Source organism: Corynebacterium gottingense (assembly GCF_007559235.1).
Taxonomy (GTDB): Bacteria; Actinomycetota; Actinomycetes; order Mycobacteriales; family Mycobacteriaceae; genus Corynebacterium; species Corynebacterium gottingense.
This window is the reverse complement of sequence record NZ_VMHH01000001.1, coordinates 536935-563219: the sequence shown is the minus strand read 5'-3', so window position 1 is coordinate 563219 and position 26285 is coordinate 536935. Positions and strand designations below refer to the sequence as shown.

General features: G+C 68.7%; 22 protein-coding genes, 1 tRNA gene and 1 other RNA gene. 14 read left to right on the top strand and 10 right to left on the bottom strand.

The annotated features are described in order from the left end of the window. Positions 1 to 2 precede the first annotated feature (2 nt). Positions 3 to 314 (bottom strand): acyl carrier protein, encoded by a 312-nt coding sequence (locus FPH17_RS02610; RefSeq protein ID WP_154878549.1) that lies wholly within the window; start codon positions 312 to 314, stop codon positions 3 to 5. Between the two features lie 22 nt (positions 315 to 336). Here FPH17_RS02610 and FPH17_RS02605 point away from each other — a divergent pair, with 22 nt between their 5' ends. Both FPH17_RS02605 and FPH17_RS02600 read left to right on the top strand, forming a co-directional pair. Further along, positions 337 to 1329, top strand: a complete 993-nt coding sequence (locus FPH17_RS02605) for an alpha/beta fold hydrolase (RefSeq protein ID WP_154878548.1) — start codon at positions 337 to 339, stop codon at positions 1327 to 1329. 2 nt (positions 1330 to 1331) lie between these two features. Beyond that, complete coding sequence (locus FPH17_RS02600) at positions 1332 to 2249, top strand: YPDG domain-containing protein (protein WP_154878547.1); 918 nt, start codon at positions 1332 to 1334, stop codon at positions 2247 to 2249. A 107-nt stretch (positions 2250 to 2356) separates the two neighbouring features. Here the strand turns inward: FPH17_RS02600 and aceE are convergent, their stop codons facing one another. Beyond that, positions 2357 to 5113, bottom strand: coding sequence for a pyruvate dehydrogenase (acetyl-transferring), homodimeric type (gene aceE / locus FPH17_RS02595; RefSeq protein WP_154878546.1), 2757 nt, complete (start codon positions 5111 to 5113; stop codon positions 2357 to 2359). A gap of 186 nt (positions 5114 to 5299) precedes the next feature. On the opposite strand from aceE, the gene FPH17_RS02590 reads away from it, so the two are divergent. From FPH17_RS02590 to FPH17_RS02580, 3 genes are all read left to right on the top strand, one after another. Next, positions 5300 to 5710, top strand: a complete 411-nt coding sequence (locus tag FPH17_RS02590) for a DUF3052 domain-containing protein (protein ID WP_095546598.1) — start codon at positions 5300 to 5302, stop codon at positions 5708 to 5710. A 68-nt stretch (positions 5711 to 5778) separates the two neighbouring features. Then, positions 5779 to 5851, top strand: a tRNA-Val gene (locus FPH17_RS02585). A 330-nt stretch (positions 5852 to 6181) separates the two neighbouring features. Continuing rightward, positions 6182 to 8002, top strand: coding sequence for an exonuclease domain-containing protein (locus FPH17_RS02580; RefSeq protein WP_167496754.1), 1821 nt, complete (start codon positions 6182 to 6184; stop codon positions 8000 to 8002). Here the strand turns inward: FPH17_RS02580 and FPH17_RS02575 are convergent. The 5 genes from FPH17_RS02575 to FPH17_RS02555 are packed head-to-tail and all read right to left on the bottom strand — an operon-like array spanning position 7983 to position 11950. Then, positions 7983 to 9053, bottom strand: coding sequence for an NAD(P)-dependent alcohol dehydrogenase (locus tag FPH17_RS02575; RefSeq protein WP_154878543.1), 1071 nt, complete (start codon positions 9051 to 9053; stop codon positions 7983 to 7985). The two genes, FPH17_RS02580 and FPH17_RS02575, sit on opposite strands and share 20 nt — an antisense overlap. Positions 9054 to 9063: 10 nt before the next feature. Then, positions 9064 to 9780: a hypothetical protein gene (locus FPH17_RS02570; RefSeq protein WP_154878542.1), complete on the bottom strand. Its 717-nt coding sequence runs from the start codon at positions 9778 to 9780 to the stop codon at positions 9064 to 9066. 22 nt (positions 9781 to 9802) lie between these two features. Next, positions 9803 to 10792: an SURF1 family cytochrome oxidase biogenesis protein gene (locus tag FPH17_RS02565; RefSeq protein WP_203085498.1), complete on the bottom strand. Its 990-nt coding sequence runs from the start codon at positions 10790 to 10792 to the stop codon at positions 9803 to 9805. Between the two features lie 11 nt (positions 10793 to 10803). Then, complete coding sequence (locus tag FPH17_RS02560; protein WP_280114034.1) at positions 10804 to 11304, bottom strand: low molecular weight protein-tyrosine-phosphatase; 501 nt, start codon at positions 11302 to 11304, stop codon at positions 10804 to 10806. Continuing rightward, complete coding sequence (locus tag FPH17_RS02555) at positions 11291 to 11950, bottom strand: HAD-IA family hydrolase (RefSeq protein WP_244288045.1); 660 nt, start codon at positions 11948 to 11950, stop codon at positions 11291 to 11293. Before FPH17_RS02555 ends, FPH17_RS02560 begins: the two co-directional genes overlap by 14 nt. A 35-nt stretch (positions 11951 to 11985) precedes the next feature. On the opposite strand from FPH17_RS02555, the gene FPH17_RS02550 reads away from it, so the two are divergent. The 5 genes from FPH17_RS02550 (at position 11986) to FPH17_RS02530 (ending at position 16917) form a co-directional block, all read left to right on the top strand. After that, positions 11986 to 13140, top strand: a complete 1155-nt coding sequence (locus FPH17_RS02550) for a Nif3-like dinuclear metal center hexameric protein (protein WP_154878541.1) — start codon at positions 11986 to 11988, stop codon at positions 13138 to 13140. A gap of 18 nt (positions 13141 to 13158) precedes the next feature. Further along, complete coding sequence (locus FPH17_RS02545) at positions 13159 to 13881, top strand: zinc ribbon domain-containing protein (protein ID WP_144717458.1); 723 nt, start codon at positions 13159 to 13161, stop codon at positions 13879 to 13881. An 8-nt stretch (positions 13882 to 13889) separates the two neighbouring features. Next, positions 13890 to 15056, top strand: a complete 1167-nt coding sequence (locus FPH17_RS02540; protein ID WP_154878540.1) for a bifunctional RNase H/acid phosphatase — start codon at positions 13890 to 13892, stop codon at positions 15054 to 15056. Between the two features lie 21 nt (positions 15057 to 15077). Then, positions 15078 to 15480, top strand: an RNA gene (gene rnpB / locus FPH17_RS02535) — RNase P RNA component class A. A 39-nt stretch (positions 15481 to 15519) separates the two neighbouring features. Beyond that, on the top strand, positions 15520 to 16917 hold the full coding sequence (locus tag FPH17_RS02530; protein WP_095278210.1) for an RNB domain-containing ribonuclease: 1398 nt from the start codon (positions 15520 to 15522) through the stop codon (positions 16915 to 16917). A gap of 9 nt (positions 16918 to 16926) precedes the next feature. Here the strand turns inward: FPH17_RS02530 and FPH17_RS11860 are convergent, their stop codons facing one another. Next, the gene (locus tag FPH17_RS11860) at positions 16927 to 18141 is read right to left on the bottom strand and encodes a galactokinase family protein (protein ID WP_167496753.1); all 1215 of its coding nucleotides are present in this window, start codon (positions 18139 to 18141) and stop codon (positions 16927 to 16929) included. Positions 18142 to 18282: 141 nt separating this feature from the next. Here FPH17_RS11860 and FPH17_RS02520 point away from each other — a divergent pair, with 141 nt between their 5' ends. Further along, a complete protein-coding gene (locus tag FPH17_RS02520) occupies positions 18283 to 18462 on the top strand; it encodes a hypothetical protein (protein ID WP_095278206.1) in 180 nt (59 codons plus the stop codon). Between the two features lie 18 nt (positions 18463 to 18480). Here the strand turns inward: FPH17_RS02520 and FPH17_RS02515 are convergent, their stop codons facing one another. After that, a complete protein-coding gene (locus FPH17_RS02515; RefSeq protein WP_154878539.1) occupies positions 18481 to 20109 on the bottom strand; it encodes a CYTH and CHAD domain-containing protein in 1629 nt (542 codons plus the stop codon). A gap of 56 nt (positions 20110 to 20165) precedes the next feature. Between FPH17_RS02515 and glnA the strand changes: the two genes are divergently transcribed. From glnA to FPH17_RS02500, 3 genes are read left to right on the top strand one after another with little or no spacing between them, the layout of a single operon-like run. Next, positions 20166 to 21500, top strand: coding sequence for a type I glutamate--ammonia ligase (gene glnA, locus FPH17_RS02510; RefSeq protein WP_154878538.1), 1335 nt, complete (start codon positions 20166 to 20168; stop codon positions 21498 to 21500). A gap of 1 nt (position 21501) precedes the next feature. Then, on the top strand, positions 21502 to 24540 hold the full coding sequence (locus FPH17_RS02505; protein WP_154878537.1) for a bifunctional [glutamine synthetase] adenylyltransferase/[glutamine synthetase]-adenylyl-L-tyrosine phosphorylase: 3039 nt from the start codon (positions 21502 to 21504) through the stop codon (positions 24538 to 24540). Between the two features lie 34 nt (positions 24541 to 24574). Next, positions 24575 to 24856 (top strand): Cgl2226 family protein, encoded by a 282-nt coding sequence (locus FPH17_RS02500; protein ID WP_154878536.1) that lies wholly within the window; start codon positions 24575 to 24577, stop codon positions 24854 to 24856. Between the two features lie 3 nt (positions 24857 to 24859). On the opposite strand, the gene FPH17_RS02495 is transcribed toward FPH17_RS02500, so the two are convergent. Then, positions 24860 to 26206 carry an MFS transporter gene (locus FPH17_RS02495; RefSeq protein WP_154878535.1) on the bottom strand — a complete coding sequence of 449 codons (1347 nt, stop codon included), beginning with the start codon at positions 26204 to 26206 and terminating at the stop codon, positions 24860 to 24862. Positions 26207 to 26285 lie beyond the last annotated feature (79 nt).

Sequence of the window (26285 nt, the reverse complement as noted above, 5' to 3'; positions counted from 1 at the left end):
GCTCACTCGTGTTCCTCCAAGTACTCTGCGAGTTGGCCAACAGTCTCGTATTCATCGTAGATCTGCTCGGTCACGCGCGCGCCGAACTCGTCCTCGATCCGGATGGCCAGCTCGACCCGGTCCAGTGAGGACACGTCCACGTCCGACAGCCGCGATTCGCGGTGCACGCCGTCCTTCTCGCCGGTGATGCGCTCGATCAACGCGGCGAGCCGGGAGAACGCGTCGGTGCCTTCGGATTCGGTGGAGGTGTCGGTCGAGGGGGCGTCGACAAGCTTGCCCAAGTCCCCGAGATTGAGGCGTTGTGAGAGTTCCATACCCTCATAATAAGGTGTAAACATGCTGCATCCGCTCGCGTACCTTCGCACCCTCACGCCCGCCGCGCGCCGCAACCTGCTGGACACGCGCGCCAAGCTGCACGACGCCGACGGCACCTACGGCCTCAGCTACGAGCGCTCGGGCACCACGCCTATCGACGCCACCGCCCACCACCCCCGCGTCCACTGGTACGAAGTCGGCCCGACCGACCCCGCGGCGCCCACCGTCATCTATGTCCACGGCTTCAACATCTCCGCGGAGACCTTTTACATGCAGGTCCGGGGCGTGCGCGAGCGGTGCCCCGAGGTGCGTCAGCTCCTCGTGGACCTGCCTGGCCACGGGCAGAACGCGACCGCGGCACCCGCGACGCTGACCATTGACCACGCCGCCGACGCCTGCGCCGCCGTCCTCCGCGAGCGCGGCGCCACAGGCCCCGTGATTGTGGTGGGGCACTCGCTCGGCGGGCCGGTGTCGCTGTCCATGCTGCGCCGCTACGCGGACGAGTTCACCTGGGCCGGCAGTGTGCAGGTGTCCAGCGCCGTCGAGCCGTTCACCATGCAGGGCCTGCTGCAGGTGCTCGCGGGGCCGATCGGCGGAGTGCTGGAGAAGGCAGTGCGCTACACGCCGGGGTTTGCCGAGGGTGTGCGCGAGATCGTCACGGACACGATCTCTCCAGTCCTCGCGCTCGCGTTCTACTTCCGGCCGATGCCGTACGACATCGTGGACTTCCACGCCGCCATGATCCGCGAAACACCCCTGGAGACCTACGCCGGCTACTTCCAAGACCTGCTTTCTCACTCCGAGCTGCAAGCAGGTATAGTCCTTTCTGAGATCCCTGGGTATATCCTGGTGGGAGACCGTGATGATGTCACCCCCGTCACCCAGTCGGAGAAGTTGCACGAAATCTGGCCGCGCGCGTACATGCAGGTGTTGCCGGACTCCGGGCACATGCCTCCGCTCGACGCACCCGGTGCCGTCACCACCGCCATCGTCCGCCTGATCCAAGGAGCCTAGCCGTGCTGCGAATCGCCCCCACCTCGGTCACTTGCGCCGTTGCCCTCGCCGTGGCCGCGAGCGCCGTCGTCGCGCCCGCAGCACAGGCCGCCGAGGCGATGAAAGACGCCTACCAGCCCTACGTCTCCGCCGAGCCGCAGGTGGTGCGCACCGTCCCGGGGCAGTGGATCAGCACCTCGGCCTTTTTCGACCTCGAGGGCATGCCCGACGGGGCGACCTGGAAGCTGATCGCGCAGGACAACCTGACCAAGCCGCTGATGACCAAGCGGGAGAAGGACCAGCTGCAGGTCAACCTCACCCATTCGCGCCCCACCCTGGTGCACGCCGGGCCGAACACCTCGGACAAGGTGGACATCCGCATCAACTACCCGGACGGCTCGACTGAGATCGTGCAGGTGACCCCGAAGCTTACGCCCACCAGCGAGTACCTCTACGAGCCGCTGTATGACTCGGTCGAGGGCGACCCCGGCCAGAAGCTGACCATCTCGCCGTTCAACCTGTACGAGACGCCGCTTGGCAGCGACGTGAACAGGTGGCACGTCGAGTCCTCGGAGAAGTGGGACGTGCACGTGGACGAGCACGGGACCGTCACCACGACGATCCCCAAGGACACGGTGTGGGGCTCCGAGTTCGCCGTCACCACGACCTACGCGGACGGGACCACCGACAACACGAAGTTCGTGGTGAGCAATACCGGCAAGGGCGTGAGCACGGGCACGGGTGCTGCAGGCACTGCTGGCACCGGGAAGCCGGCGGGGCCCGGGCACACCGGCACTGCGCAGGCGGGTTCCTCTAACGCGCAGGTGGCGGCCCTGGTCATCGGGCTGATTGCCGCCATCGGTGGCGCCGTCGCGTTCCTGCTCCCGCAGCTTGCGGACATCTTTGGCGACGGCATCACCGTCCCCACGCGCTCGGCGTAGGGTGTGCACCTGCGGCGCGCCTGATGCGCGCGCTGTTTCCTCAAAACGCGGGACGCCCCCGCCGCGCGTGGCGCGGCGGGGGCGTGGCGTCGATAAGCGGGGAGCCCTTAGTGGGTGCCGCCATTCGGGTTCGGCTCGGTCGGGTCGTCGATGTGCAGGTCCTTCGCTGCCTGGGCGGCGACGGACTTGTCAATCTTGCCCTCGTTGGCCAGGCCGAGGAGGGCGGCGACGGCCATAGACTCCGCGTCGATGTTGAAGTAGCGACGGGCGCCCTCGCGGGTGTCCGCGAAGCCGAAGCCGTCCGCGCCGAGCACGATGTACTGGCCCGGAACGTAGGCGCGGATCTGCTCCTGCAGGCTGGTGGTGAAGTCCGAGGTGGCGATGTACGGGCCCTCGGTCTGCTTCAGCTGCGTGGTGGCGAACGCCTCGCCGGCGTCCTCACCCGGGTGGAGCAGCTGCTCCTTGGCAACGCGCGCGCCGTCGCGGGCCAGCTCGACCCACGAGGTGACGGAGTAGATCGCGGCACCGACGTTGTACTGCTCCTGCAGGATTTCCTGTGCGCGCAGCGCCTGCTGCATGCCCACGCCGGAGGCGAGCAGGGAGACGTTGTGCTCCTTCTTCTCGCCCTCGTCGTACAGGTAGATGCCCTTGTGCAGGCCATCGACGTCCAGGTTCTCCGGGCGGGCCGGCTGGTGGGTCGGCTCGTTGTAGACGGTGATGTAGTACATCACGTTCTCGTCCTCGCCGGAGCCCTTACCGTACATGCGCTCGATGCCCTTGGACACCAGGTACGGCATCTCGTAGGCGAACGCCGGGTCGTAGGTGACCACGGCCGGGTTGGTGGAGGCCAGGACAGGGGAGTGGCCGTCCATGTGCTGCAGGCCCTCGCCGGTCAGGGTGGTGCGGCCTGCAGTGGCGCCGATGATGAAGCCACGGGCCATCTGGTCACCAGCAGCCCAGAAGTTATCGCCGGTGCGCTGGAAGCCGAACATGGAGTAGAAGATGTACATCGGGATCATCGGCTCGCCGTGGGTGGCGTAGGACGTACCGGCGGCGATGAAGGACGCGGAGGAGCCGTCCTCGTTGATGCCCTCGTGCAGGATCTGGCCCTGCGGCGACTCGCGGTAGGACAGCTGCAGGTCGTGGTCGACCGGCACGTAGTTCTGGCCCTTCGGATTGTAGATCTTCTGCACCGGGAACCAGGAGTCCAGGCCGAAGGTGCGGGCCTCGTCCGGGATGATCGGGACGACGCGCTTGCCCAGCTCCTTGTCGCGCATCATGGCCTTGAAGGTACGTACAAGCGCCATGGTGGTCGCGACCTTCTGCTTGCCCGAGTCCTTGAACATGGCCTTGTAGGTCTTTTCAAAGTCGGCCTGCTCAAGCGGCGTGTACTGCTCGCGGCGCTCCGGCAGGAAGCCGCCGAGCTCCTTGCGACGCTCCTTGAGGTACTTGATCTCTTCTGCGTCCTCGCCCGGGTGGTAGTAGGGCGGCATGTAGGGATCCTTCTCCAGCTCTTCGTCGGAGATCGGGATTTCCTGCTTGTCGCGGAACTGCTTGAGGTCCTCGAGCGTGAGGTTCTTCATCTGGTGGGTCGCATTGCGGCCCTCGAAGTTGTGGCCGAGCCCGTAGCCCTTGATGGTGTGCGCGAGGATGACGGTCGGCTTGCCCTTGGTCTCCAGCGCGCGTTTGTAGGCGGCGTAGACCTTGCGGTAGTCGTGACCGCCGCGGCGCAGCGCCCAGATCTCCTCGTCGGTCATGTCCTCGACGAGCTTCTTCGTGCGCTCGTCGCGGCCGAAGAAGTGCTCGCGGACGTAGGCGCCATCGTTGGCCTTGAAGGTCTGGTAGTCACCATCCTTCGTGGTGTTCATGATGTTGACCAGCGCGCCGTCCTCGTCCTTCTCCAGCAGCTCGTCCCACTCGCGGCCCCACACGACCTTGATGACGTTCCAGCCAGCGCCGATGAAGAAGGTTTCCAGCTCTTGGATGATCTGGCCGTTGCCGCGCACCGGGCCGTCGAGACGCTGCAGGTTGCAGTTGATCACGAAGGTGAGGTTGTCCAGCTCATACAGCGACGCCATCTGGAGCAGGCCGCGGGACTCCGGCTCGTCCATCTCGCCGTCGCCGAGGAATGCCCAAACATGCTGCTCGTCGGTGTCCTTGATGCCGCGGTCCTGCAGGTACTTGTTAAAGCGTGCCTGGTAGATCGCGTTCATCGGGCCAAGGCCCATGGACACGGTCGGGTACTCCCAGAACTCGGGCATGCCGTGCGGGTGCGGGTAGGACGGCATGCCGCCCTGCGGGCGGGAGTGTTCCTGGCGGAAGCCGTCCAGGTCGTCCTCGCTCAGGCGGCCTTCGAGGAACGCGCGGGAGTACATGCCCGGGGAGGCGTGGCCCTGGAAGAAGACCTGGTCGCCGCGCTGCTCCGCGTCCTTGCCGTGGAAGAAGTGGTTGAAGCCGACCTCGTAGAGTGCGGCTGCAGAGGCGTAGGTGGAGATGTGGCCGCCGACCTTCACGCCCGGGCGCTGCGCGCGGTGCACCATGATGGCGGCGTTCCAGCGCATCCAACGGCGGTAGCGCTTCTCAATCTGCTCGTCGCCCGGGAACTCGGGCTCCATGGTGGTGGGGATGGTGTTGACGAAGTCGGTCGAGGACAGTGCGGGCAGGTGGACGCGCTTGGCATTCGCCCGTTCAAGCAGGCGCAGCATGAGGTAACGCGCGCGCTCGGGGTCAGATTCCTCGAGCAGGCCGTCGAGCGAGTCCATCCACTCTTGGGTCTCTTCCGGGTCGCTGTCGTGTAGGTAAGACGCCACACCGTCGCGAATCAGCTCGATGTTTGACGCTTTGGCCTTGTCTTTCTCAGCCACGAGAAATCCTCCCTAAATGGTTGGGCAATGTTTCCTCCCACATTACTTGGTTTTTTGTTTTTGCCCCTGCGCGGGGGCAGTTGCTTATCGACGCCCCCATTTCCCCTTTCACCCCTCACTCCCATCACAACAGATGTAAGCTCTATTGCACTGTCGTTCATTACCAAACATGGAGGAAACAAGATTTTGGGCGCCGCAGGTGTCAACACGTACGCAGACCGCTTGGGTATTCACGCCGACGACATCGTGCAGGAGATCGGCTGGGACGAAGACGCCGATTCCTCCATCTCGGAGGCCATCGAGGACGCGGTCGGCGAACAGCTTCTGGACGAGTCCACCGACGAGCTCTGCGACGTCGTCCTGCTCTGGTTCCGCTCCGACGATGGCGACCTCGTCGACGCGCTCATGGACGCCATCCGCAACCTCGGCGACTCCGGCCGCGTCTGGCTCATGACGCCGGGTGCCTCCAAGCCCGGCGGCGTCCACCCCGGCGAGATCTCCGAGTCCGCCCAGCTCGCCGGCCTGATGCAGACCAAGGCCGACCGCTTCGGCGAGTGGCAGGGCTCCTGCCTCACCCCCGCGGGCACCAAGAAGTAGCGTCGCGGCGCGCCTTGACCTGCGCGTTAGGTGGTCGGGGACAAGTTCTGCTAGCCTCTACCGCTAGCGCGCCGTTAGCTCAGCTGGAAGAGCAACTGGTTTACACCCAGTAGGTCGGGGGTTCGAGCCCCTCATGGCGCACAGCCTGGAAGCCGCCTTCCACCCCATCCAGGGGCCGGGAGGCGGCTTTCGTCGTGCCGGTGGGCGCGGGGGCGGTGCGGTCAGGTCCTCGGGGCGCTCAGTTTTGCAGATACCGATAGTAAGACCCCGATTTCGCTGCTCTAGAGCTGCGTTCTCGTCATGCTGGTATCGGTATTTGGCGAAGCGGGGGCGCATCCGGAGCACCCCCGGGGGCCTCCCGGGCGAACCAGGCGCGCGCCGGCGGCCCCACCTGGACCACGAGCGCTCCGCGCTCGGGCCGCCCACTAGCCTGGAGGGAACAGTCGCGCGACGCGGAGGAGGATGTCAGCGATGGGCCAGGACAGCGGGTATGCGGTCATCGACCTCGAGACCACGGGGTTTGGCAAGTTCGACCGGATCGTGGAGATCGGTGTCGTCCAATTGGGGCCGGACCTGTCGGTGGAGCGGACGTGGCGGACGCTGGTGCAGCCCATGCGTGACATCCCCAACACGCACATCCACGGCATTTCCGCGACCGATGTGGTTGACGCGCCGACGTTCGACCAGGTCGCGGACGAATTGCGCGGCCTGCTGCAGGGGCGCACGCCGGTCGCCCACAACGCGTCGTTTGAGAAGCGGTTCCTGCAGACCGAGCTGGCCAGGGCGGGGATGGCCAACTGGGTGTCGGAGGCGTGGGTCGATACGATGCGGCTGGCCAGGGAGTATATGGGCGTCGGAAAGCTGAGCGAAGCTCTCGCGCTGGCGAACATCACGAACAAGCGGGCGCACTCCGCGTTGGCGGACGCCGAGGCCACGGCGGAGCTGCTGCGGTACTTCTACAGCCAGCAGGCGCGGCAGGCGGGCACGCGGATTGCGCAGCTTTCGTGTGCGCTGCCGTCGAGCGGCGAGTGGGGCGAGGAGACGTATCGGCGCAGGCTGGCGCACGCGCTCAAGGATAAGGAGATCACCCGCGCCGAAGCGCGCCTGCTCGAGGCCGCCGCGACCGGGTTGGCGGCGGAGGATGTCGAGGCGATCAACGAGGAGTTCACCCGGCAGCTCGTCATCGAGGCCTGGGCCGATGGGGTGATCACCGACGATGAGCGCGCGGAGCTGCTCGCGGTCGCCGAAGCCCTGGGCGTGAACACAGCCGGCCTGCTCGAAGACCCGCAATCTGACGACGACGGCGTTGTGCTCAAGCCCGGCGACCGGGTCGCGCTCACCGGCGCGCTGGACATCCCGCGCGACGCATGGACCAAGCGCGCCACCGCCGCGGGCCTGGACGTGGGCGGGGTGACCAAGAAGTGCGCGGTGCTCGTCGCCGCAAACCCCGACTCCATGAGCGGCAAGGCGCGCAAGGCTCGCGAGTACGGCGTGCCCATCGTGAAGGAGGCGAGGTTTGCCCAGCTCATTGCCGCAATGGACTCAGGCGGTGCGGGGGCGATTATCGACGCCACCGCCACCGCCCCCTTCTCCTGGCTCACCCCCGAGGACACGCAACGGACGGGCGCGTCGCCGGCGCAGATCGCGGCGCTGTGGATCGCACGCAACCCCGAACGCCAGCTGTACGAGATGTCCGACCACCTCCGCCCGGAGCACCGGCCCGAGGCGACGGGCACTGGGATTGACAAATACCTCGATGCCTGGCGCGAGCAGCATCCGCTGATGCTCAAGGCCAGCGCCGCCGACCTGCTTCAGCTGCGCGGCGTGGGGGAGAAGCGCTGCAACAAGCTCGTGGAGCTCGTCGTGGAGCTCGCCGCCGACGGCGCGCCCGAGCCGGCGGCGCCTGAAGCGATGAAAGAGCCAGCGCCGGAGCCGCTCCCGCGCCCGGTGGCCACCCCGGTGCCGGGGAGTCCGTACGCGTACTCGGCTGCGGATGAGTTGTTTGAAGACCCGTTGGCGCCGTCACGCACCCCGGCGAGCGCCCCGCCTAGCGCGGTGACCGTGCCGGACGAGGCGCCGCCGGCGAAGAAGCGGAACGGCGCTGCGCGGGTGTGCAAGTGGTCGGCGATCACGATGGCCGTGACCGCCGTGCTGATCATCGTGCTCGGTGCCGGGCTGGGAATGCCGGGCGAGCACCCGGTCGCGATTACGGTCGCGCTCGTGTTCATGGGGGCGGCGCTCAGCACGATCCTGTCCGGGATCGTCGCCGTGATTAAACTGCTGCGGAAGTAGCCCCCGCGAACGTCGCGGTGTCGATGACGAAGCGGAACTTCACGTCGCCCGCCACGACTCGCTCGTAGGCGGCGTCGACGTCGTCCACGCCGATCTTCTCAATCACCGCGCCGATGCCGTGTTCCGCGCAGAAGTCGAGCATCTCCTGGGTCTCGGCGATGCCACCGATGTTGTTGCCGGTCAGAACCTTGCCGCCGCCGACCAGGCTGCCCATGTGTACGCCCAGCTGCTCCGGCGGCAGGCCGACGACGGACATGATGCCGCGCGGCTTGAGGAGCTGCAGGTAGTCATCAAGCGAGTAGTGCGCGGAGATGGTGGACAGGATCACGTCGAACTCGCCGCGGTGGTTGGCAAAGAAGTCCTCGTCCTCGCCGGTGGCCAGCACGTGGTGGGCGCCGAGCTCGTACGCCTCCTTCTCCTTGCGCAGCGAGCGCGAGATCACGGTGACCTCGGCGCCCTTCGCGGCGGCGATTTGCACGCCCATGTGCCCGAGCCCGCCGAGCCCGACGATGGCCACCTTGTCGCCTTCCTTCACGTTCCAGCGGGCGAGCGGCCCGTAGGTGGTGATGCCAGCGCAGAGGAGGGGCGCGGCGACGTCGAAATCCAGCCCATCCGGGATCGTGCAGACGAAGTTCTCGTTCACGACGACCTTTTCGGCGTAGCCGCCCTGGGTGATGGTGCCGTCGACGTCCTCGGAGTTGTAGGTGCCCACGTTGCCGTTGAGACAGTTCTGCTCCTGGCCGTTCTTGCACTGCTCGCACTCGCCGCAGGAGTTGACCAGGCAGCCGACGCCCACGCGGTCGCCGACCTTGAACTTGGTCACCTTGCTGCCCACCGCCTCGACCACGCCCGCGATCTCGTGGCCCACGGTGAGCGGGAAGTGGGCCTCGCCCCACTCGTTGCGGATCGTGTGGATGTCGGAGTGGCAGATGCCCGCGGCCTTGATGTCAATGACCACGTCGTCTTCGCGCGGGTCGCGGCGCTCGATCTCGACGACCTTGAACGGTGCGTCGGGGCTGGCTTTCTGCAGGACTTTGCTGGTGATTGTCATGTCACCAACCCTACGCCTCGGCTTCGGACTCCGCAGCCAGGACCGTGAGCAGGTTGTCAATCGCCGTGTTGCGCTCTGCCGCCCGCGCAGCCGCGGCGGTGACCGGCTTCTTCGCATCCGGGGAGGTGTGCGGCGCGGGACGGCCGTGCGCAACGCCCGCATCCGTACCGGTCTCCGGCGTGAGGTAGATGATCGCGGTGTCGCCGTCGGCGGTGGCGAAGAGGGCGGCCTCCCCGCCCGTCGGCAGTGCGGCGGCGATGAGGTCGGGGACCAGCCCGCGCGACCCGTTCACGCGGTCCGGCTCCCAGCCGCCGTTCGCAAGGTCGTAGGAGACGTCGACCACGTCCCACTCGCCGAACTGGAGGCGCAGCGTGCCGGCGGTGGCGGAGCCCGGGTCGGACACGACGGCGACGTCGCGCAGGTCGGTGCCGGCGGGGTCGCAGATCGCGTGGACGTAGGCCGGCAGCTGCGCGTGCGTGGTGGGGATGCGGGGAGCGTCGAGGCCGTCGGAGAAGGTGATGGAGGTGAAGAAGGGGTGGGCGTCGGCGTCGATAAGCGAGAGCACCGTTGTCGCGGGGGCGACGCGGAAGCCCTCGAGGTCGTCGCAGACGCCGTCCTCAACGTCGGCGATCTCGATGCCGGGGGCGAGCGTCAGCCCGGCGCGGCGGAAAAGGTCCAGGTGGGCGGCGAGAATGTCGTGGTCGGTGACGGTCAGTTGCGGTGGCATCGGGATCCTTCCTGCGCCGGGGTCAGCGTTCCTCCTGCCTATCGTAGGCGCGCTGCCACGGGTTGCGCCGACCGTCGCCGTAGCGCGCCCGCGACCGCGCGGGGGCCGGGGGCATTGGGGCATGCTTTTTGACGCCACCCTCACCCTCTCCATCCGCAGACTCGGGGTCGGGCCCGGGGCCGGAGGCGGGGGCGTCGAGAAGCATTTGCTCCTGCTCCTCGCGGAAGCGGCGGCGCTCGCGGGTCTCGGCGACGATGAAGTAGATGAGGCCCGCCGGCGCCATGATGCCGAACGCGATCCACTGCAGGCCGTAGGAGAGGTGGTTGCCGGTCTCGAGCACCGGCAGCGGGATGGCGGTGAGCTCGCCGGGCTGGCCGGAGAGCAGCTGCAGGTAGGGGGCGACCGGCTCGGTGCCGGTGAGCTCGCCAACCTGGGCGGGGTCGATGGAGTAGACCATGTCGTAGCCCTGGTCGTGCATCGGCGCCTTGGGGTGCGTGGGCTCGCCCGCCAGGAGCATGGCTTCCAGCGTGACGTCGCCGGTGGGGGCGGGCGCGATGTCGGGCACCTGGGTGGAGTTCTCGGCGGGGACCCACCCGCGGTTGATCAGGATGGTGGGGCCGTTGTCCAGCGCGAAGGGGGTGAGGACCTGGAAGGCGGGGTTGCGGTCCACGGGGCGCAGGCGCAGCAGCACGGTGCGGTCCAGATAGTGGCCGGTGGCGGTGACGCGGGCCCACTCGCTGTCCTGGCTGATGGTGCCGTCCGCGCCGAGTAGGTCAGAAAGCGGGACCGGGTCGTGGTCGAACGCCTCGCTGATGTGCTCGTTGCGCTGCTCGAGCGCCTCGTTCTTCCCCAGCTGCCAGGGGGCCAGGAAGGTGAACGCGTAGTAGGAGAACAGGGCGATCAGGATCGCGGCGATGATCCAGCCCGGGTTGAGAAAGGTTTTCCACCACCGCTTCTCGGCGGTTCCGCGCGTGCTGTCTCGTTTCTGTTCTCGTTCCTGTTCGCCCTTCACGCTGGCCTAGTTTAGTCGGTGCGGGGCTGGGACTGAACCCGGTTGCGGACCCAGGCGACGATGCCGTCGGCGGCGGCCTCGATCTGCTCGCGCGTGGTGGTGAAGCCGGCCGGGCCGCCGTAGTAGGGGTCGGCCACCCCGGCGCCCTCGGGCGCGGCGGGGTCGAAGGAGCGGATCAGGCGCACGCGCTGCTCCGGTACGCCGCGTGCGACGAGCTCGGAGACGTGGTTGGTATCCAGGGCGACGATGAGGTCCGCGTCGAAGCGGTCGCCACCGAACTGCGCGGCCTTGTGCTGCGAGCCGTCATAGCCGTGTGCGGCGAGCTCGGCTTGCGCGCGCTCGTCGGCCGGGCCGCCGACGTGCCAGCCGCCGATGCCGGAGGAGGTGACGCGGACATCGCCACCCAGTCCCGCTGCGGTGAGCGCGTCGCGTACGATGACCTCGGCCATCGGCGAGCGGCAGATGTTGCCGGTGCAGACGAAGTCGATGTGCAAGGGGTTAGCAGTACTCACGGACAATGTCCTCCAGTTCAGTCGAAGTGTGCGCCACGTAGGTGGCCTGTTCCCATTCTTCTTCGGCGCCGTAGCCCCAGGTCACGGCTATGGACGGCAGGCCGAACTCGGCCGCGCCGGCGAAGTCGTGAATCCGGTCGCCCACCATCACCGGGTGGTACGGGTCCGCGTTGTCCAGCACGTACTGGATGACCTCGATTTTCGTGCTGCGCCCGGCGTCCCAGTTCGCCGCGCCGAGGAAGTCGATGTGCTCAAGCACGCCCGCGCGCTCCAGCGCCAGCCGCGCGAAGTGCTCGCTTTTCGACGTCGCCGTGCACACCTTCCACCCCTCGTCCTTCCACCGGCCGATGAGCTCCGCCATGCCGTCGAAGACGGTGAAGCGCTGCCAGCCCTCGCTGCTCATGTAGTCGGAGTACGCCTGCATGGCGCGCTCGACCTGGTCGGGTCCCAGGCCTGCTGCCGCCATGGAGTCGCGCATCGGCGGACCGGGGATGCGGCGGATGAAGTCCTCGGCGGGGCGCGTCGCGCCCACCGCGTCGAGCCCGCGGAGGAATCCTTCGCGGATGCCGGGATAGGAATCGATGATGGTGCCGTCCACGTCGAGCAGGATGGTGTCCTGCCCGCCGTTGTTTGCTGTATCAATCACGGACCCCAGCTTGGCAAATTTGTAGGCTTGGTGCCATGACTGTTGTAGCTGATGTTGTCCGCGCCCTGGAGACCGCCTACCCGCCGCAGCTGGCCGAGAGCTGGGACAAGGTGGGGCTGGTCTGCGGGGACCCGGACGCGGAGGTGACCAAGGTGGCCTTCGCCCTCGACTGCACGCTGGAGGTCGCGCAGGCCGCGGTGGACGCGGGCGCGCAACTCCTCGTGGTCCACCACCCGCTGCTGCTGCGCGGGGTGAGCTCGGTGGCGGCGAACACCCCGAAGGGCAAGGTGGTCCACACCCTGATCGCGGGCGGGTGCGCCCTGTTCGCCGCGCACACGAATGCGGATTCCGCCCGGCCTGGCGTGTCCGACAAGCTCGCCGAGCTGGTGGGCATTACCCCGGGCCGCCCGATCAAGCCCAGCTTCCTCGACGGCACCGACCACTGGGGCGTCCACGTGCCGCCCGCCGATGCCGACAGCGTTAAGCGCGCGCTGTTCGATGCCGGCGCCGGCGCGATTGGCAACTACCGCGAGTGCGCGTTCAGCCACGACGGCACCGGCGAGTTCACCCCCGTCGAGGGCGCCGACCCCACCGACGGCGAGGTGGGCGCGCACTTCACCGCGCCCGAGGTCCGCATCGAGTTCGTCGCCCCCACGCGCCTGCGCGCCTCGCTTACCGACGCCCTCCGCGCCTCCCACCCCTACGAGGAACCCGCCTTCGACATCGTCCAGATGGCGCAGCCCGCAGGCACGCGCGAGCTGGAGAACGCCTACGGGCTCGGCCGTGTGGGCGAGCTGCCCGAGCCGATGACGCTGCGCGAGTTCACGCAGCAGGTGGCCGACGCGCTGCCGGAAACGGTGTGGGGCGTGCGCGCTGCGGGGGACCCGGACCTGCTGGTGCGGCGCGTCGCGGTGTCCTCGGGGGCGGGGGATGGGTTCCTCGGTGACGTCGCAAAGCTTGGCGTTGACGTATATGTGACCTCGGACCTGCGGCACCACCCGGTGGACGAACACCTGCGCGCGGGCGGGCCCGCCGTGATTGATACGGCGCACTGGGCGAGCGAGTTTCCGTGGACGGAGCAGGCGGCGAGTATCGTTGAGCCGCTAGGCGTGCAGACGCAGGTGCTGGACATCCGCACCGACCCGTGGACGGTGTCTGCACACCCCGGACACCCCGGGGCAGAGAAGTAAAACAAGGGAGGAGTACCCGTGAAGCTTTCCGCAGAGGAGCAGCCGATCCTGCTCGAGTTGGCCAAGGCGGACCGCGTGGCCGCGCACCCGGACTCGGCGCGGCCGGAGGAGCAGGAGCTGGAGAGGCTGCTCAAGGAGCGCAAGGACCTGCAGGCGGCGTCGGCCGCCGCGCAGATGGCCGTGGACGACATGGAGCTGGAGATCCTGCGCATCCAGGAGGACGAGCGCAAGCTGAAGAAGCGCGAGATTGATGACAAGCGCCAGCTCGGCGCCGAGACCAACCCGGAGCGTCGCAAGGACCTGGAGCACGACCGCTACGCGGCGAAGTCGCGCATCGCGGACCTGCTCTCCGAGCTCAAGGAGGCGCACAACGAGATCGCCGCGCTGCGCAACAACCGCGACAACCACGGCGCGCGCCTGGACGAGGCGGACCGCAAGGTGGAGGCCGCCCGCCGCGCCGTCGAGGCGCTGCCGGACCGCGAGCAGGTGGACACCGCCGCGCTGCGCCACAAGCTCCCCGACGACGTCCTCGAGGTCTACGACGAAATGGGCGCCGCCGCGTTCAACGGCCGCACCTGCAACGCCTGCTTCATCCAGCTGCCCGCCTCCGAGCGCGCCGCGGTGATGGGCACGCCCGCCGACGAGATTCCCACCTGCCCGAACTGCGGCGCCTTGCTCGTGCGCGTGCGCCTCACCCCAGACGAGGCTGCGGCCCGCACCGGCCTGACCATCGAGGAGTAGGGGAGCCGATGAAGGTCAGCGTCTTTACTGACGGCGGCTCGCGCGGCAATCCCGGCGTGGCCGGCTCCGGCGCAGTTGTCTACGGCGAGGGCGGGGAGACCCTCGCCGAGATCGTCTACGTGGTGGGCGCGAAGTCCTCCAACAACGTCGCCGAATACCACGGCCTGTTGCGCGGCCTCGAGGCCGCCGCCGAGCTGGGAGCCACCGAGGTGGCGGTGTCCATGGATTCCAAGCTCGTTGTCGAGCAGATGAACGGCCGCTGGAAGATCAAGCACCCTGACATGCAGAAGCTCGCCGTGCAGGCCCGCAAGCTCGCCGGCGGCTTCAACCGCGTCACCTACACCTGGGTGCCGCGCGCGAAGAACAAGAAGGCCGACGAGCTGTCCAACAAGGCGATGGACGCCGCGACGAAGGACGGCACGCCCCGCATCGTGGAGGAAGCAAGCCTGCACAGCGGGCCGCCCGCCCGCGCCACCGCCAAAGCTCCGAACGACCGGGCAGCGGCCGGCCACCCCGGCGCGCTGGTCTACGGCAACAGCGGCGCAACCCGCACCCGCTTCATCCTGCTGCGCCACGGGCAGACCGCGCACTCCGCGGAGCACCGCCTCTCCGGCACCTCCAACCCGGAGCTGACCGAGCTGGGCCGCGCGCAGGCGCGCCGGGCCGCCGGGGCGCTCACCGCGCTGGCGCAGGAGTCGCAGTTTGGGCCCATCGACGCGATCGTCGCCTCGCCGCAGGCGCGCGCCCAGCAGACCGCGGAAGCTGCGGCCGATGCGCTCGGGTTCGACGCGTTTGCAACCAACGACGGATTCCGGGAGATCAACTTCGGCGACTTCGAGGGACTGACGAAGGACGAGGCCCGGGGGAAGTTTCCGCATGAGTTTGGGGAATGGGAGGCGTCGGTAAGCAAGGCCCCGCCGCGGGGCGAATCGCTCGCCGCGCTGCACCGACGGGTGACCCGCGCGCGGCTGAAGCTGCAGGAGGAGCGCGCCGGGCAGACCATCCTGGTGGTCAGCCACATGATGCCGATCAAGAGCGTGATCCGGCAGGGGCTCGGCGCCGGGGCGGAGGTGTTCAAGCACACCTACCTGGACCTGGCCAGCGTGTCCGTGGTGGATTTCTACGACGATTTTGGTGTCGTACGCTGCGTCAACGATGTCGCGCACCATAGGTAAGGTACAATGACGGCTTGCGAATGAGTCGGCCGGGTGACCGCGGCCGCCCGAACCGCCGCGCATGCGGGCTGGCGGGTGGACGAGGAAAGTCCGGACTCCACAGGGCACGGTGGTTGCTAACGGCAACCCGGAGTGATCCGCGGGAAAGTGCAACAGAAAGTAGACCGCCTCGCGCTTGTCGCGGGGTAAGGGTGAAAGGGTGCGGTAAGAGCGCACCGGCGCTGGTGGTGACATCGGCGGCCAGGTAAACCCCACCGGGAGCAAGGCAAGAACCGCTGCGCGTGCGCAGGGGTCGTCGGACGCGATGAGGCTGCCCGCCCATGTTCGAAGGTAGCTGCTTGAGGCGCCCAGCGATGGGTGGCCCAGATGGATGGTCACCGCCCCGTCCGGGGCACAGAATCCGGCTCATAGGCCGGCTCATTCGCACTGCGCGCTCCCGCAGACTCTGGCACGATGGCGGGGTATGAAACTGTATGCCGCGCCGCTGAACTTTCGCGCTATCGCGAGCGAATTTTCCGTCCCTACCGACTTCCCTCCGCAGGTGCTCGAGGAAGCGACGCAGCTCACCGATCGGTTCGCCGGGCAGCGTATCGACGCCCGCTCGATCCCCCTCGTCACCATCGACCCAGTCGGCTCCCGCGACCTGGACCAGGCGGTGCACATCGCCGAGCGCGGCGAAGGAGGAGGCGGCGGCTACACCGTCACGTACGCGATCGCGGACGTCGCCGCCTTTGTGGAGCCGGGCGGGGCGGTGAAGGACGAGTCGCTGCAGCGCGGCCAGACCATCTACCTTCCCGACGAGCCGGCCCGCCTGCACCCGCCGAGCCTGAGCGAGGGTTCCGCCTCGCTGCTGCCGGACGTGGACCGGCCGGCGGTGTTGTGGACGTTCGAGCTGGACCAGGAGGGCGAGGTGGACAGCGCTCACGTCGAGCGCGCCCTGGTGCGCTCGGTGGCCCGGCTGGACTACGACGGGGTGCACGAGGACTTCGCGCGGGGGGAGCCGCACGCGTCGATACGCTTGCTCCCCGAGGTCGGCCAGCTGCGGCAGCGCAGCTCGCTGCGGCGCGAGGCGATCAACCTGCGGCTGCCCAGCGTGCGCGTGGTCGGCGAGGGCGGGACCTTCGAGCTAGTCATCGAGCCGCGCCACCCCGTCATGGACTACAACTCGGAGATCTCCCTGCTCACCGGCATGGTGGCGGGCAGGATGATGGTGGAGGCTGGCGTCGGGTTCCTGCGCACGCTCGGGCCAGCGACCGGTGAGGCGGAGGCCGAGTTCCGGCGCGAGGCGTCGAACCTGGGCTACGAGGTCGGCGGCAACATCGGCGAGTTCCTCGCCGGGATCGACGCGGACACCCCGCGCGGGATGGCCATGATGCGCGAGGCGCAGAAGCTGCTGCGCGGCGCGGGCTACGTGGACCTGTCGGAGAAGGAGCCGGAGGTACACGCGGGCATCGGCGGCTACTACAGTCACGTCACCGCGCCGCTGCGACGGCTGGTCGACCGCTACGCCACCGAGGTCTGCCTGGCTATCTGTGCGGGCACAGAGGTGCCGGAGTGGGTGCGCGAGGACGCACCAAGGGTGATGAAGACGATGGGGCGGACCTCCCAGCTGGCCAACACCGTGGACAAGGCGTGCCTGAACCTGACCGAGGCGACTGTGCTCGAGCCGTGGGTCGGCCACAACTTCGAGGGCGTGACGCTCACGGTCAACGAGGAGGACCGCGCCCGCATCTTCATCGCCGACCCGCCGGTGCTCGCTCCGTCCGTCGGCGCGCCGGGGGAGGGCACGGAGACGAAGTTTTCGCTCGTGCTTGCCGACGCCACCCAGCGCGAAGTCTCCTTCGCCTGGCCCGCCGACTAGGTCTGCCGACTAGGACGCAGGGGCGTCCTCGAGGCGCGCGGTGGCGCCCGGCGTGATCTCGACGACGTCGAACTGCTCGGCCATGCGGCGGGCGAATTCGTCCGCGTCCCGGCGCGGCACGATCGCGAGCACCGCCCTGGAGGTGCCGGTGGCCGCGGGCCGTGCCGCGAGCGCGCCCCGCTCGCGACACAGGGCCACGAGCTCGGCGGGGATATTGAGTCCGCGCAGTTCGGTCGGCGAGTTCACCAGGGCGAACAGGTCATTGGTGTGGCGAGAGCGCAGCGCCCTGGCTATGGCCATGCTGCGCAGCGTCTCCGCTTCGCAGAAGTGAACCCACGCCCGCGCCGTCTCCGGCGCCGGCGCGGTGGTGTCGCCGACGGTGTGGCGCGCCTGGACCCATTCGACGACGCGCTCGATGGCGTCGGGCAGCTTGCGCAGCGAGTGGACGCCGAAGTTGGCGCACGCCGCGCTGATGAACGCGCGGTGCGTGGCGATGCCCTCCACCTGGCCCGCGTCCGCCTCACCGAACGCTTCCGCGACGGAGAAGATGCGCACGCCCTCGCGGGTCGGGTGCGGGGCCTCGGTGAGCGAGCCGTCCGCGTAATCGATCACGGCGATGCCGTTGCCGGTGGCGCGCAGGGCCGCGGTGTGGCGGGAGCGCAGGCCGTTGAGCGACGAGTACGTCTCCACCGCGTGGGCGGCGATGTCGGCGAGGCGGGCGCGGAAGGGCGCGTCGTTGATGTCGCCGTGTCCGGCGGCGAGGGCGAGGCACATGGCCGAGTCCGCGGCCCACAGCGCCCCAAGCCCGGCTCCGAGCGGGATGTCGGAAACGACCGTCACGTCCAGGCCCGCCGTGTCGCGCGAGAGCACCTGTCGCTGGATCAGCTGGTGGACCAGGCCGGCCCACCGCTTGCCCAGGGGGTGGTCGGCGCCGTTGGGGTCGCCGAGCGGGGCGGTGGTCAGGACCGGCTCCGAGCCCGGCGCGGAGGCCGCGAAGCGGAGCTTGTGGTCGTCGCGCGGGCTTACCGCCACCGCGGCGCGCAGCCCGCCGAGCCCGATGAGCGTGGCGCCGCCGAAGTGGTCCACGTTTTCCCCGGCGAGGATCCACGTCGCCGGGGCGGAGGCGACGTGTGCCGGCTGCGCGCCCACGCGCCGTTCGTGCTCCTCGCGAGCGCGTTCCACCAGGCCGGATGGTTGGGCGTCGGGGGCAGGCCACAAAGACATAAAGCGTTCTCCACTCTGCACAAAGGGGGATTTATACGAGGAAACTCCAGACTACCAACCGCCGTTGGCGGGTATGGTGGGCCAAAATGTCCACCGTTCGCGGCTCACCGCGAACCCCCGGAATACACGAAGGAGCCGATCATGGCAGACGAAAAGTTCTACTTCAACCCGTCCACCGGCGAGGTCACCCAGGGCAAGGTTGCGTCCTGGGACAACCGCATGGGACCGTACGACACCCGCGAGGAGGCGGAGCGCGCCCTGGAGACCGCGGCGCAGCGCAACCAGGTCGCAGACGACCAGGACGAGGCCTGGGAGGACTAGGACGCGAGCCCCCCGGCTCTACACCTGCTTGAATGCCTTCTTGATGTCCTTGATCGCCTTCGGGTAGCCCTCGAGCGCCGCACGCCCGATCTCCAGTTCCCGCTGGTAGAGGATGCCGTACGCGAAGGTGTCCTCGCCGCGGTCGCGCGCCGCCCGGGCGAGGCGCTCGATGTGCTCGCGCGCGGTCACCGCGTCCTGGAAATCGCCGAGGATGGTCTGCAGCCGCTTGCACGCCTTGGCTAGCGGCCCCGTCTTCAGGCCCGCGTCCTTGGCGGCCACCGCGGCGTAGCGCAGCTTCTTCGCCGTCTTGCGCACGTCGTGCACGTACGACTCGCGCTGCAGCAGTGGCAGGGAGGTGTCGCCGTAGTACTTTTCCACCTTCGCGTTGCGCTTCTTCAGCTTCTTGTACGCCGCCCGCAGGTGCGCGTAGAGCACCGCGTCGGCGGGCTCCTCGGGCTCTTGCTTGTCCGCGCCACCCTCATCCTCATCAACCTCACCGGGGAGGTGGGGCGTGTGGGCGTCGTGAAGTAACGCGTCGACCTCGCCGAGCAGAGCGGTGAAGCGCTCCGAGTCGAACATGTCGACGATGTCGGCGTGGGCCTCCTCGTAGACGCCGCGCATGTCGCGGTTGATGTGCGCGGCGGTGATCACGTCGATCATGTCGGACTGGTCGCTGGCCAGCAGGTCGTGGAAGCGCTGCTCGACCACCTCGGCGTCGCGGGCCATGCCGAGGACCGCCGCGGCGTGCTTGAGCTCCGCCTCGAGGTGGGCGAGGTCGCCGGCGGTGATGACGCCGTCGAAGGTCTCCAGCAGGGAGCGCAGCTCGCGGGTGGCCACGCGCATCTGGTGGACCGAGTCGTACTCGTCGGCGCGCACGCGCGGCTCCCAGCTCAGGATGGCGTCGCGCTTGTCGCGCAGGGAGGCGTACACCGCGTCGGCGGCCGCGTCGCCGGTGCCCGCGGACGGCAAGGGCGCGTTGTTGAAGCTGTCGCCAAGCGCCGTGGCCAGCTTGGACGGCGAGTCCGAGTGGCGGGCGCCCGCGGCCAGCATCGCCTCGGTGGCGCGGCTGAGCAGGCGCTCGCCGGCGGGGGTGCCGGCGATGGCGTCGGTGAGCTCAAGCTCCCACTCGCGCCACTCGGAGGCCGTGCCGCCGGGCAGATAGGACTCGGCGGAGACGTGGTCGTCGCAGAACTCCGCCACCGCGAGCGAGTCGGCCGGGTCCGGGTAGCGCACGCCGATCACGGTTTCCACGCGTCGGTTGTCCACGCGCGCGATCGGCTTCAGCGGCGGGTGGACGGGGCCGAGAACGTCGCGCACCGCGTCCAGCAGCGGCTCGGGGACGGTGTCGGCATCGCTGTTCGTACCGGTGCCGTCCGACAGCGGGTGTTGCAGCTCGCGGCGCCCGCCGGACTCGCCGGGCAGCTTGACGTGCCAGCCTGCGTCCTTGCCGCCGGTGCGGCGGCGCAGGGTGATCTTGGAGCGCGTCAGGCGCAGGTCCGCAGTATCGAAGTAGATGGCGGAAAGTTCGTGGGTGGTGGTGGAGATGGGGGACAGTGTGGCGTCGATAAGCGAAAGCCTGGGTGGCTTAGTCTCGGCGTCGACGGCGAGCTTGACCTCGAGTTCCAGAAATTCCTGTGGTTGTGGCATGCGTTCCTCTCCTCACTTCGGCTGGCATAGAGTCTAGCCCGGCTACAGTGGGCCGTATGAACACTCAACAGGAAGAGGTCCTGCGCAAGGTAGAGCAGCAGGACATCGCGTTTCTGCGGCTCTGGTTCACCGACATCTTCGGCTCGCTGAAGACGGTCATGATGTCTCCCGCGGAGCTGGAATCCGCGTTTGACGAGGGCGCGGGGTTTGATGGCTCCTCCATTGAGGGCTTCACCCGTATCTCCGAGTCCGACACGCTGCTGAAGCCGGACCCGTCGACGTACCAGGCGCTGCCGTTCGACGAGAACTCCGGGCTGCAGACCGCGCGCATGTTCTGCGACATCACCATGCCGGACGGCGATCCGCTCTACGCGGACCCGCGGCAGGTGCTGCGCCGCCAGATCCAGAACGCCCGCGACATGGGCTTTGAGTTCCTGGCCAGCCCCGAGATCGAGTTCTACGTGGTCAAGCCCTTCGAACCGGGCGAGCATCCGCGGCCGGCCGACAAGGGCGGCTACTTCGACCAGGCCAAGCGCAACGAGGCGCCGAAGCTGCGCCGGCAGGCGATCAGCGCCCTGGAGTACATGGGCATCGTCACCGAGTTTTCGCACCACGAGGCCAGCGCCGGCCAGCAGGAGATCGACCTGCGCCACACCGACGCGCTGACCATGGCGGACAACGTGGTGACGTTCCGCTACATCGTAAAGACGGTCGCCGAAGCGAACGGCGTGCACGCGACGTTTATGCCCAAGCCGTTCCGGGACATGGACGGCTCCGCCATGCACACGCACTTCTCCCTGTTCGAGGGCGACGAGAACGCCTTCCACGACCCGGACGACGAGATCAGCCTGTCGCGCACCGGCCGCCAGTTCATCGCCGGCATCATCGAGCACGCCAACGAGATCTCCGCCCTGACCAACCAGTACGTCAATTCCTACAAGCGCCTCCAGTTCGGCTCCGAGGCGCCCACCGCCGCGACCTGGGGCGTGTCTAACCGCTCCGCGATGGTCCGCGTGCCCACCTACCGGCTGCACAAGGCGGAGTCGCGCCGCGTGGAGGTCCGCTCGCTGGACTCCGCCGCGAACCCCTACCTGGCCTACGCGGCGGTCCTGGCCGCCGGCCTGCGCGGGATCGAGCAGGGCTACGAGCTGGACGAGCCCGCCCGCGACGACGTCTTCTCGCTCACCCGCCGCGAGCGCCGCGCGATGGGCTACCGCGACCTGCCCAACTCGCTCGACCAGGCGCTGCGCTACCTCGAGCAGTCCGAGTTCATGGCCGAGGTGCTCGGCGAGCAGGTCTTCGAGTACTTCCTGCGCGCCAAGTGGGACGAGTGGCACGACTACACCTGCCAGGTCACCCCGTGGGAGTTGGAGAGCGGGATGGACCTTTAATATGGCGCTTCCCACCCCAGCAAAACTCGGCCTCGTCTCGCCGCGCGCCGCGGAGGACATCGAGGAGCTTTCGCTTGTCGACGCCCCCTCGCTCTGGACCCTCGCCGGCACCGGTGACCCCGACCTGGCCCTGAACAACACGCACCGTTTCGCCGGGGCGCTGCAGGAGCACGCGCCGGGCGAGTGGGCCGAGGTGCGCGACCAGCTGGCGGCCGATCCGGCGTTTTGCACGCGCTTCTTCGCGCTGCTCGGCGGCTCGACGGCGCTGGCGGACCACCTGGTGGCCAACCCGGGGCAGTGGCGCGCGCTGGCGGGCGAGTTGCCCACCGCCGAGGAGATGCGTGAGGCGATGCTCGCCGCCGTGGACGCCGCGCCGATCGCGGAGGCGACGTACCGCGCCGGCGCGCGCTTCGACGACAAGCACGCCGCGAAGGAGGCGCTGCGCGACGCGTACCGCACGCTCATGATGCGGGTCGCCGCCGCGGACCTGGCGGGCACGTTCGCCCCGGTGAAAGGCCACGGCGGGACGGAACCGCTCGGCTACACCCGCACCACCGAGACGCTGACCGCGCTTGCCGACGCCGCCCTCACCGCCGCCCTCGCCGTCGCCGTCCGCCACGTCTACGGCGACGAGGAACCGGATACACGGCTCGCCGTCGTCGCCATGGGCAAGTGCGGCGCCCGCGAGCTGAACTACATCTCCGACGTGGACGTCATCTTCGTCGCCGACGACGCCACCGCCAAGGCGACCCGCACCGCCAGCGAGTTCATGCAGCTGGGCACCGCCTGCTTCTTCGAGGTGGACGGCAACCTGCGCCCCGAGGGCAAGGCCGGCGCGCTCGTGCGCACCCTGGACAGCCACGTGGCGTACTACAAGCGGTGGGCCGAGACGTGGGAGTTCCAGGCCCTGCTCAAGGCGCGGCCGCTGACGGGGTCGCTGGAGTTGGGGCAGTGCTATGTGGATAAGCTTGCTCCGCTCGTGTGGGAGGCCTCCCAGCGCGAATCCTTCGTGGAGGACGTGCAGGCGATGCGGCGGCGCGTGCTGGCCAACGTGCCCGAGTCGCTGCGGCAGCGCGAGCTGAAGCTGGGGGAGGGAGGCCTGCGCGACGTGGAGTTCGCCGTGCAGCTGCTGCAGCTTGTGCACGGGCGCATCGACGCCGACCTGCGCAACCCCAACACGGTCGCGGCGCTCGAATCGCTTCGCGACGGCGGCTACGTCGGCCGCGAAGACACGAGCAAACTCATCCGCGCCTACGAGTTCCTCCGACTCCTGGAGCACCGCCTGCAGCTGCAGCGCTTCAAGCGGACCCACCAGCTGCCCGACGCGGACGACGAGAAGCGGCTGCGCTGGCTCGCCCGCGCCGCCGGGTTTCAGGCCACCGCGCGCCGCACCGCGGTCGAGGAGATGCAGCGGGCGCTGTCGCAGCTGCGCCAGGTGGTGTCCAACCTGCACGAGCGCCTCTTCTACCGCCCGCTGCTGGAGGCCGTCGTAGACCTGTCCATCGGCGAGGCGACCTTCTCCGCCGACGCGGTCAAGGCGCAGCTGGCCGCGCTGGGCTACCGCCACCCCGCCCGCGCCTACGACCACCTCAACGCGCTGGTCAAGGGCACCTCGCGCAAGGCGAAGCTGCAGGCGATCCTCCTGCCCACGCTCATGCACTGGCTCGCCGGCACTGCCGACCCGGGCGCGGGCTTGCTCAACTACCGCAAACTCTCGGACGCCGCGCTGGATCGCAGCTGGTTTCTGCGCATGCTTCGCGACGAAAGCGTCGTCGGCATGCGCCTCATGCACATCCTGGGCAACTCGCCGTACACCTCCGACCTCATCATCTCCGCCCCCGACGTGGTCAAGCTGCTCGGCGACGGCTCCAGCGGGCCGCGCCTGCTCGAGCCCGCGCCGGACCAGGTGTACAAGGCGATCATCAACTCCGCCAACCGGCACCGGGGCAACCCCGACAAGGCCGTCGCGGTGGCGCGCTCCCTGCGCCGCGCGGAGCTGGCGCGCATCGCGTCTGCGGACCTGCTGGGCCTGATGGAGGTGCGCCAGGTGTGCACCGAGCTGACCATCGTGTGGGAGGCGGTGCTCCAGGCGGCGCTGGAATCTGAAATTTACGCCGACCTGCAGGACCAGGAGCTGGCCGAGCAGCCGGCGCGCATCGCTTTCATCGGCATGGGCCGCCTCGGCGGCGCGGAGCTGGGCTACGGCTCCGACGCCGACGTCATGGTGGTTGCCGAGCCCGTGGGGGAGACCTCCGAGGCCGACGCCACCGCGTGGGCGGCGCGCATCGTGGACCAGATGCGCAAACGCCTGGCCAAGCCGTCCGGTGACCCGCCGCTCGAGGTGGACCTGGGGCTGCGCCCCGAGGGGCGCTCCGGCGCCGTCGCGCGCACGATCGCCTCCTACGAGCGCTACTACCGCGAGTGGGGCGAGGTATGGGAAAAGCAGGCGCTGCTGCGCGCCACCGGAGTGGCCGGCCACGCGCCGCTCGGCGAGCAATTCCTGCACATGATTGACCAGTTCCGCTACCCCAAGGGCGGGGCGAGCAGGGCCGACATCCGCGAGATCCGCCGCATCAAAGCTCGCGTGGACAACGAGCGCCTCCCGCGCGGCGCCGACCGCGCCACCCACACCAAGCTGGGGCGCGGGGCGCTTGCCGACGTCGAATGGACCGTCCAGCTCCTCACCATGATGCACGCCCACGAGCACCAAGGGCTCCACACCACGTCCACCTTGGACGCGCTGGACTTCCTCGCGGAGTTAGACGACCCGGAGGTGCTGGCCGCGTCGAAGGCGGAGATCCTCCGGACCGCGTGGCTCACGGCCACGCGCGCCCGCAGCGCGCTCGTGCTGGTCGCGGGCAAGCGCACCGACCAGCTGCCCGCGCCGGGTCCGCACCTGGCGCAGGTGGCGGGCTCAGCCGGCTACGACCCGGACGACCAGCAGCAGTTCTTGGAGGACTACCTGCGCATTACGCGCCGGGCTCACCAGGTGATTGAAGAGGTGTTCTGGGGAGAAAAGCCCACCCGCGAGTTTGATTAGCGCCGCCTCCCGCTCGCGCCCGTAGAGTGGGGGCATGGCTGTTCACTTTTCCATTGATCTGACCGATGCGACCTACGCCGACCTGGTGGCGCTGGTGGAGGGGGCGCGTGTGGCGGGCGTCGATAAGCGTGCCGCGCTGCACCTTGAAGATACGACGCTGTCGCTCGAGGTTGAGCCCGAAGTGCGCCCCGAGCGAGGCGCCACGCGGGGCGAGCACGCGCCGGCGACGGGCGGGCAGCTGCCGCAGCTTGGCGACGCCGCCATCCGCTCCGTCGTGGACATCCTGACCGGGCGCCAGGAGCCGCCCCGACGGTAGGGGCTACGCCTGCTGCAGCTTCTGCCGCTCGGCGGGCGCCTCATTGACGATCCTGACGTGCGGTGCCGCGGTGAGGCGCTGTGCCTTGCGGCGCGACACGAGCAGGCCGATGAGCAACACCGCGGCCGTGACGTAGAAGGCGATCCAGGCGAGCTGGAAGTCGTGCCACTGGTAGGTCTGCCCGTGCGAGGAGTGGTCGAGCAGCACGCCGACGGTCTGCGCGCCGATCATGGTCGCGACGAACCCGCCCATGTTGCCCAGGCCGGTGCCGGTGGCGACCATGTTGGTGGGCAGGTTTTCGCGCACGGCGTCGAAGCCGAAGTTCGAGGTGGGCACGCACAGGCCCATGATGATGGCCATAGTGAGGATGGCCGCGTAGCTGCGCGGCTCGCTGGGCAGGAAGAAGATGATCCACGCCAGCGGGGTGACGCCGCCGAGGATGAGGGCGCCGAGGTCGCGGCTCGAGCCCATGCGGGCGGAGACCGCGCCGACGAACGGCGCCGAGGCGATATTGACCACTGTGAACAGGATGAGCACGGTGCCGGCCTGGCTTTCGGTAAGGCCCATGCCGAGCGTCATGAGCGGCAGGCCCCACAGGAGGCAGAAGCTGAACATCCAGAAGATGACCCAGCCATGGATGAAGAATGCCTCCCAGGCGATGGGGGAGCGAAGGACCACGCCGAGCACCTCCCTCATCGGGGTGCGATCGTCCTGGCGCTGCTGCTTGATCTCGCGGCGCTGGCCGGGCGTCATCTCGGCCCATTCCGGGGTGTCGGCGACTGCGATCGCGGCGAGGAGCGCGATGAGCAGGCCGAGCGCGCCGAGGGAGACGAAGGAGACGGTCCAGCCCTTGGCGGTGAGCAGGGCGAGGAAGGGGACCGCGGAGAGGAACTGGCCGAGCTGGCCGAGCGCCGCGGTGAGCTGGGTGAACAGCGGGGTCTTCCGCGGCGGGAACCAGTAAGGCAGGATGCGCATGCCGGACAGGAACGCGGTGGCGTCGCCGGCGCCGATGAGGACGCGGGCGAAGATGGCCACGCCGTACGACGTGGTCAGGCCGAGGACGATCTGCCCCACGGCCATGATGATGGCGCCGGCGACGAGCATGAAGCGGGGGCCGAGCCTGTCGATGAGCAGCCCGGTGGGGATCTGCGCGAAGGCGTAGACGCCGACCTGGACTGCGGTGAACACTGCGATTCGTGATGCGTCGACGTTGAATCTGTCGATAGCTTCCACGCTTGCCACACCGAAAGAGGTGCGGCCGAGGATGGCTACGGCATACACAGCGACTGCGCCGAACCACACGATGAGGGCTTTGGTTGTCAGTTGTTCGCGTGGATGATTGTTTGCCATGGCAATGAATGGTAGTACCCTAACGCCCGTAATGTTTAATTGAGATTACCTTTGAGGGAACTCGTGCGCGTTGCACAGC

Excerpts from the sequence above, each read along its gene's own strand:
- FPH17_RS02570 (WP_154878542.1), bottom strand. The coding sequence starts at position 9,780 with ATGCCACCGCAACTGACCGTCACCGACCACGACATTCTCGCCGCCCAC.
- FPH17_RS02530 (WP_095278210.1), top strand. The coding sequence starts at position 15,520 with ATGAAACTGTATGCCGCGCCGCTGAACTTTCGCGCTATCGCGAGCGAA.
- FPH17_RS11860 (WP_167496753.1), bottom strand. The coding sequence starts at position 18,141 with ATGTCTTTGTGGCCTGCCCCCGACGCCCAACCATCCGGCCTGGTGGAA.
- FPH17_RS02505 (WP_154878537.1), top strand. The coding sequence starts at position 21,502 with ATGGCGCTTCCCACCCCAGCAAAACTCGGCCTCGTCTCGCCGCGCGCC.
- FPH17_RS02580 (WP_167496754.1), top strand. The coding sequence starts at position 6,182 with ATGGGCCAGGACAGCGGGTATGCGGTCATCGACCTCGAGACCACGGGG.
- FPH17_RS02605 (WP_154878548.1), top strand. The coding sequence starts at position 337 with ATGCTGCATCCGCTCGCGTACCTTCGCACCCTCACGCCCGCCGCGCGC.
- FPH17_RS02520 (WP_095278206.1), top strand. The coding sequence starts at position 18,283 with ATGGCAGACGAAAAGTTCTACTTCAACCCGTCCACCGGCGAGGTCACC.
- FPH17_RS02500 (WP_154878536.1), top strand. The coding sequence starts at position 24,575 with ATGGCTGTTCACTTTTCCATTGATCTGACCGATGCGACCTACGCCGAC.
- FPH17_RS02540 (WP_154878540.1), top strand. The coding sequence starts at position 13,890 with ATGAAGGTCAGCGTCTTTACTGACGGCGGCTCGCGCGGCAATCCCGGC.
- glnA (WP_154878538.1), top strand. The coding sequence starts at position 20,166 with ATGAACACTCAACAGGAAGAGGTCCTGCGCAAGGTAGAGCAGCAGGAC.
- FPH17_RS02550 (WP_154878541.1), top strand. The coding sequence starts at position 11,986 with ATGACTGTTGTAGCTGATGTTGTCCGCGCCCTGGAGACCGCCTACCCG.
- FPH17_RS02495 (WP_154878535.1), bottom strand. The coding sequence starts at position 26,206 with ATGGCAAACAATCATCCACGCGAACAACTGACAACCAAAGCCCTCATC.
- FPH17_RS02610 (WP_154878549.1), bottom strand. The coding sequence starts at position 314 with ATGGAACTCTCACAACGCCTCAATCTCGGGGACTTGGGCAAGCTTGTC.
- FPH17_RS02515 (WP_154878539.1), bottom strand. The coding sequence starts at position 20,109 with ATGCCACAACCACAGGAATTTCTGGAACTCGAGGTCAAGCTCGCCGTC.
- FPH17_RS02575 (WP_154878543.1), bottom strand. The coding sequence starts at position 9,053 with ATGACAATCACCAGCAAAGTCCTGCAGAAAGCCAGCCCCGACGCACCG.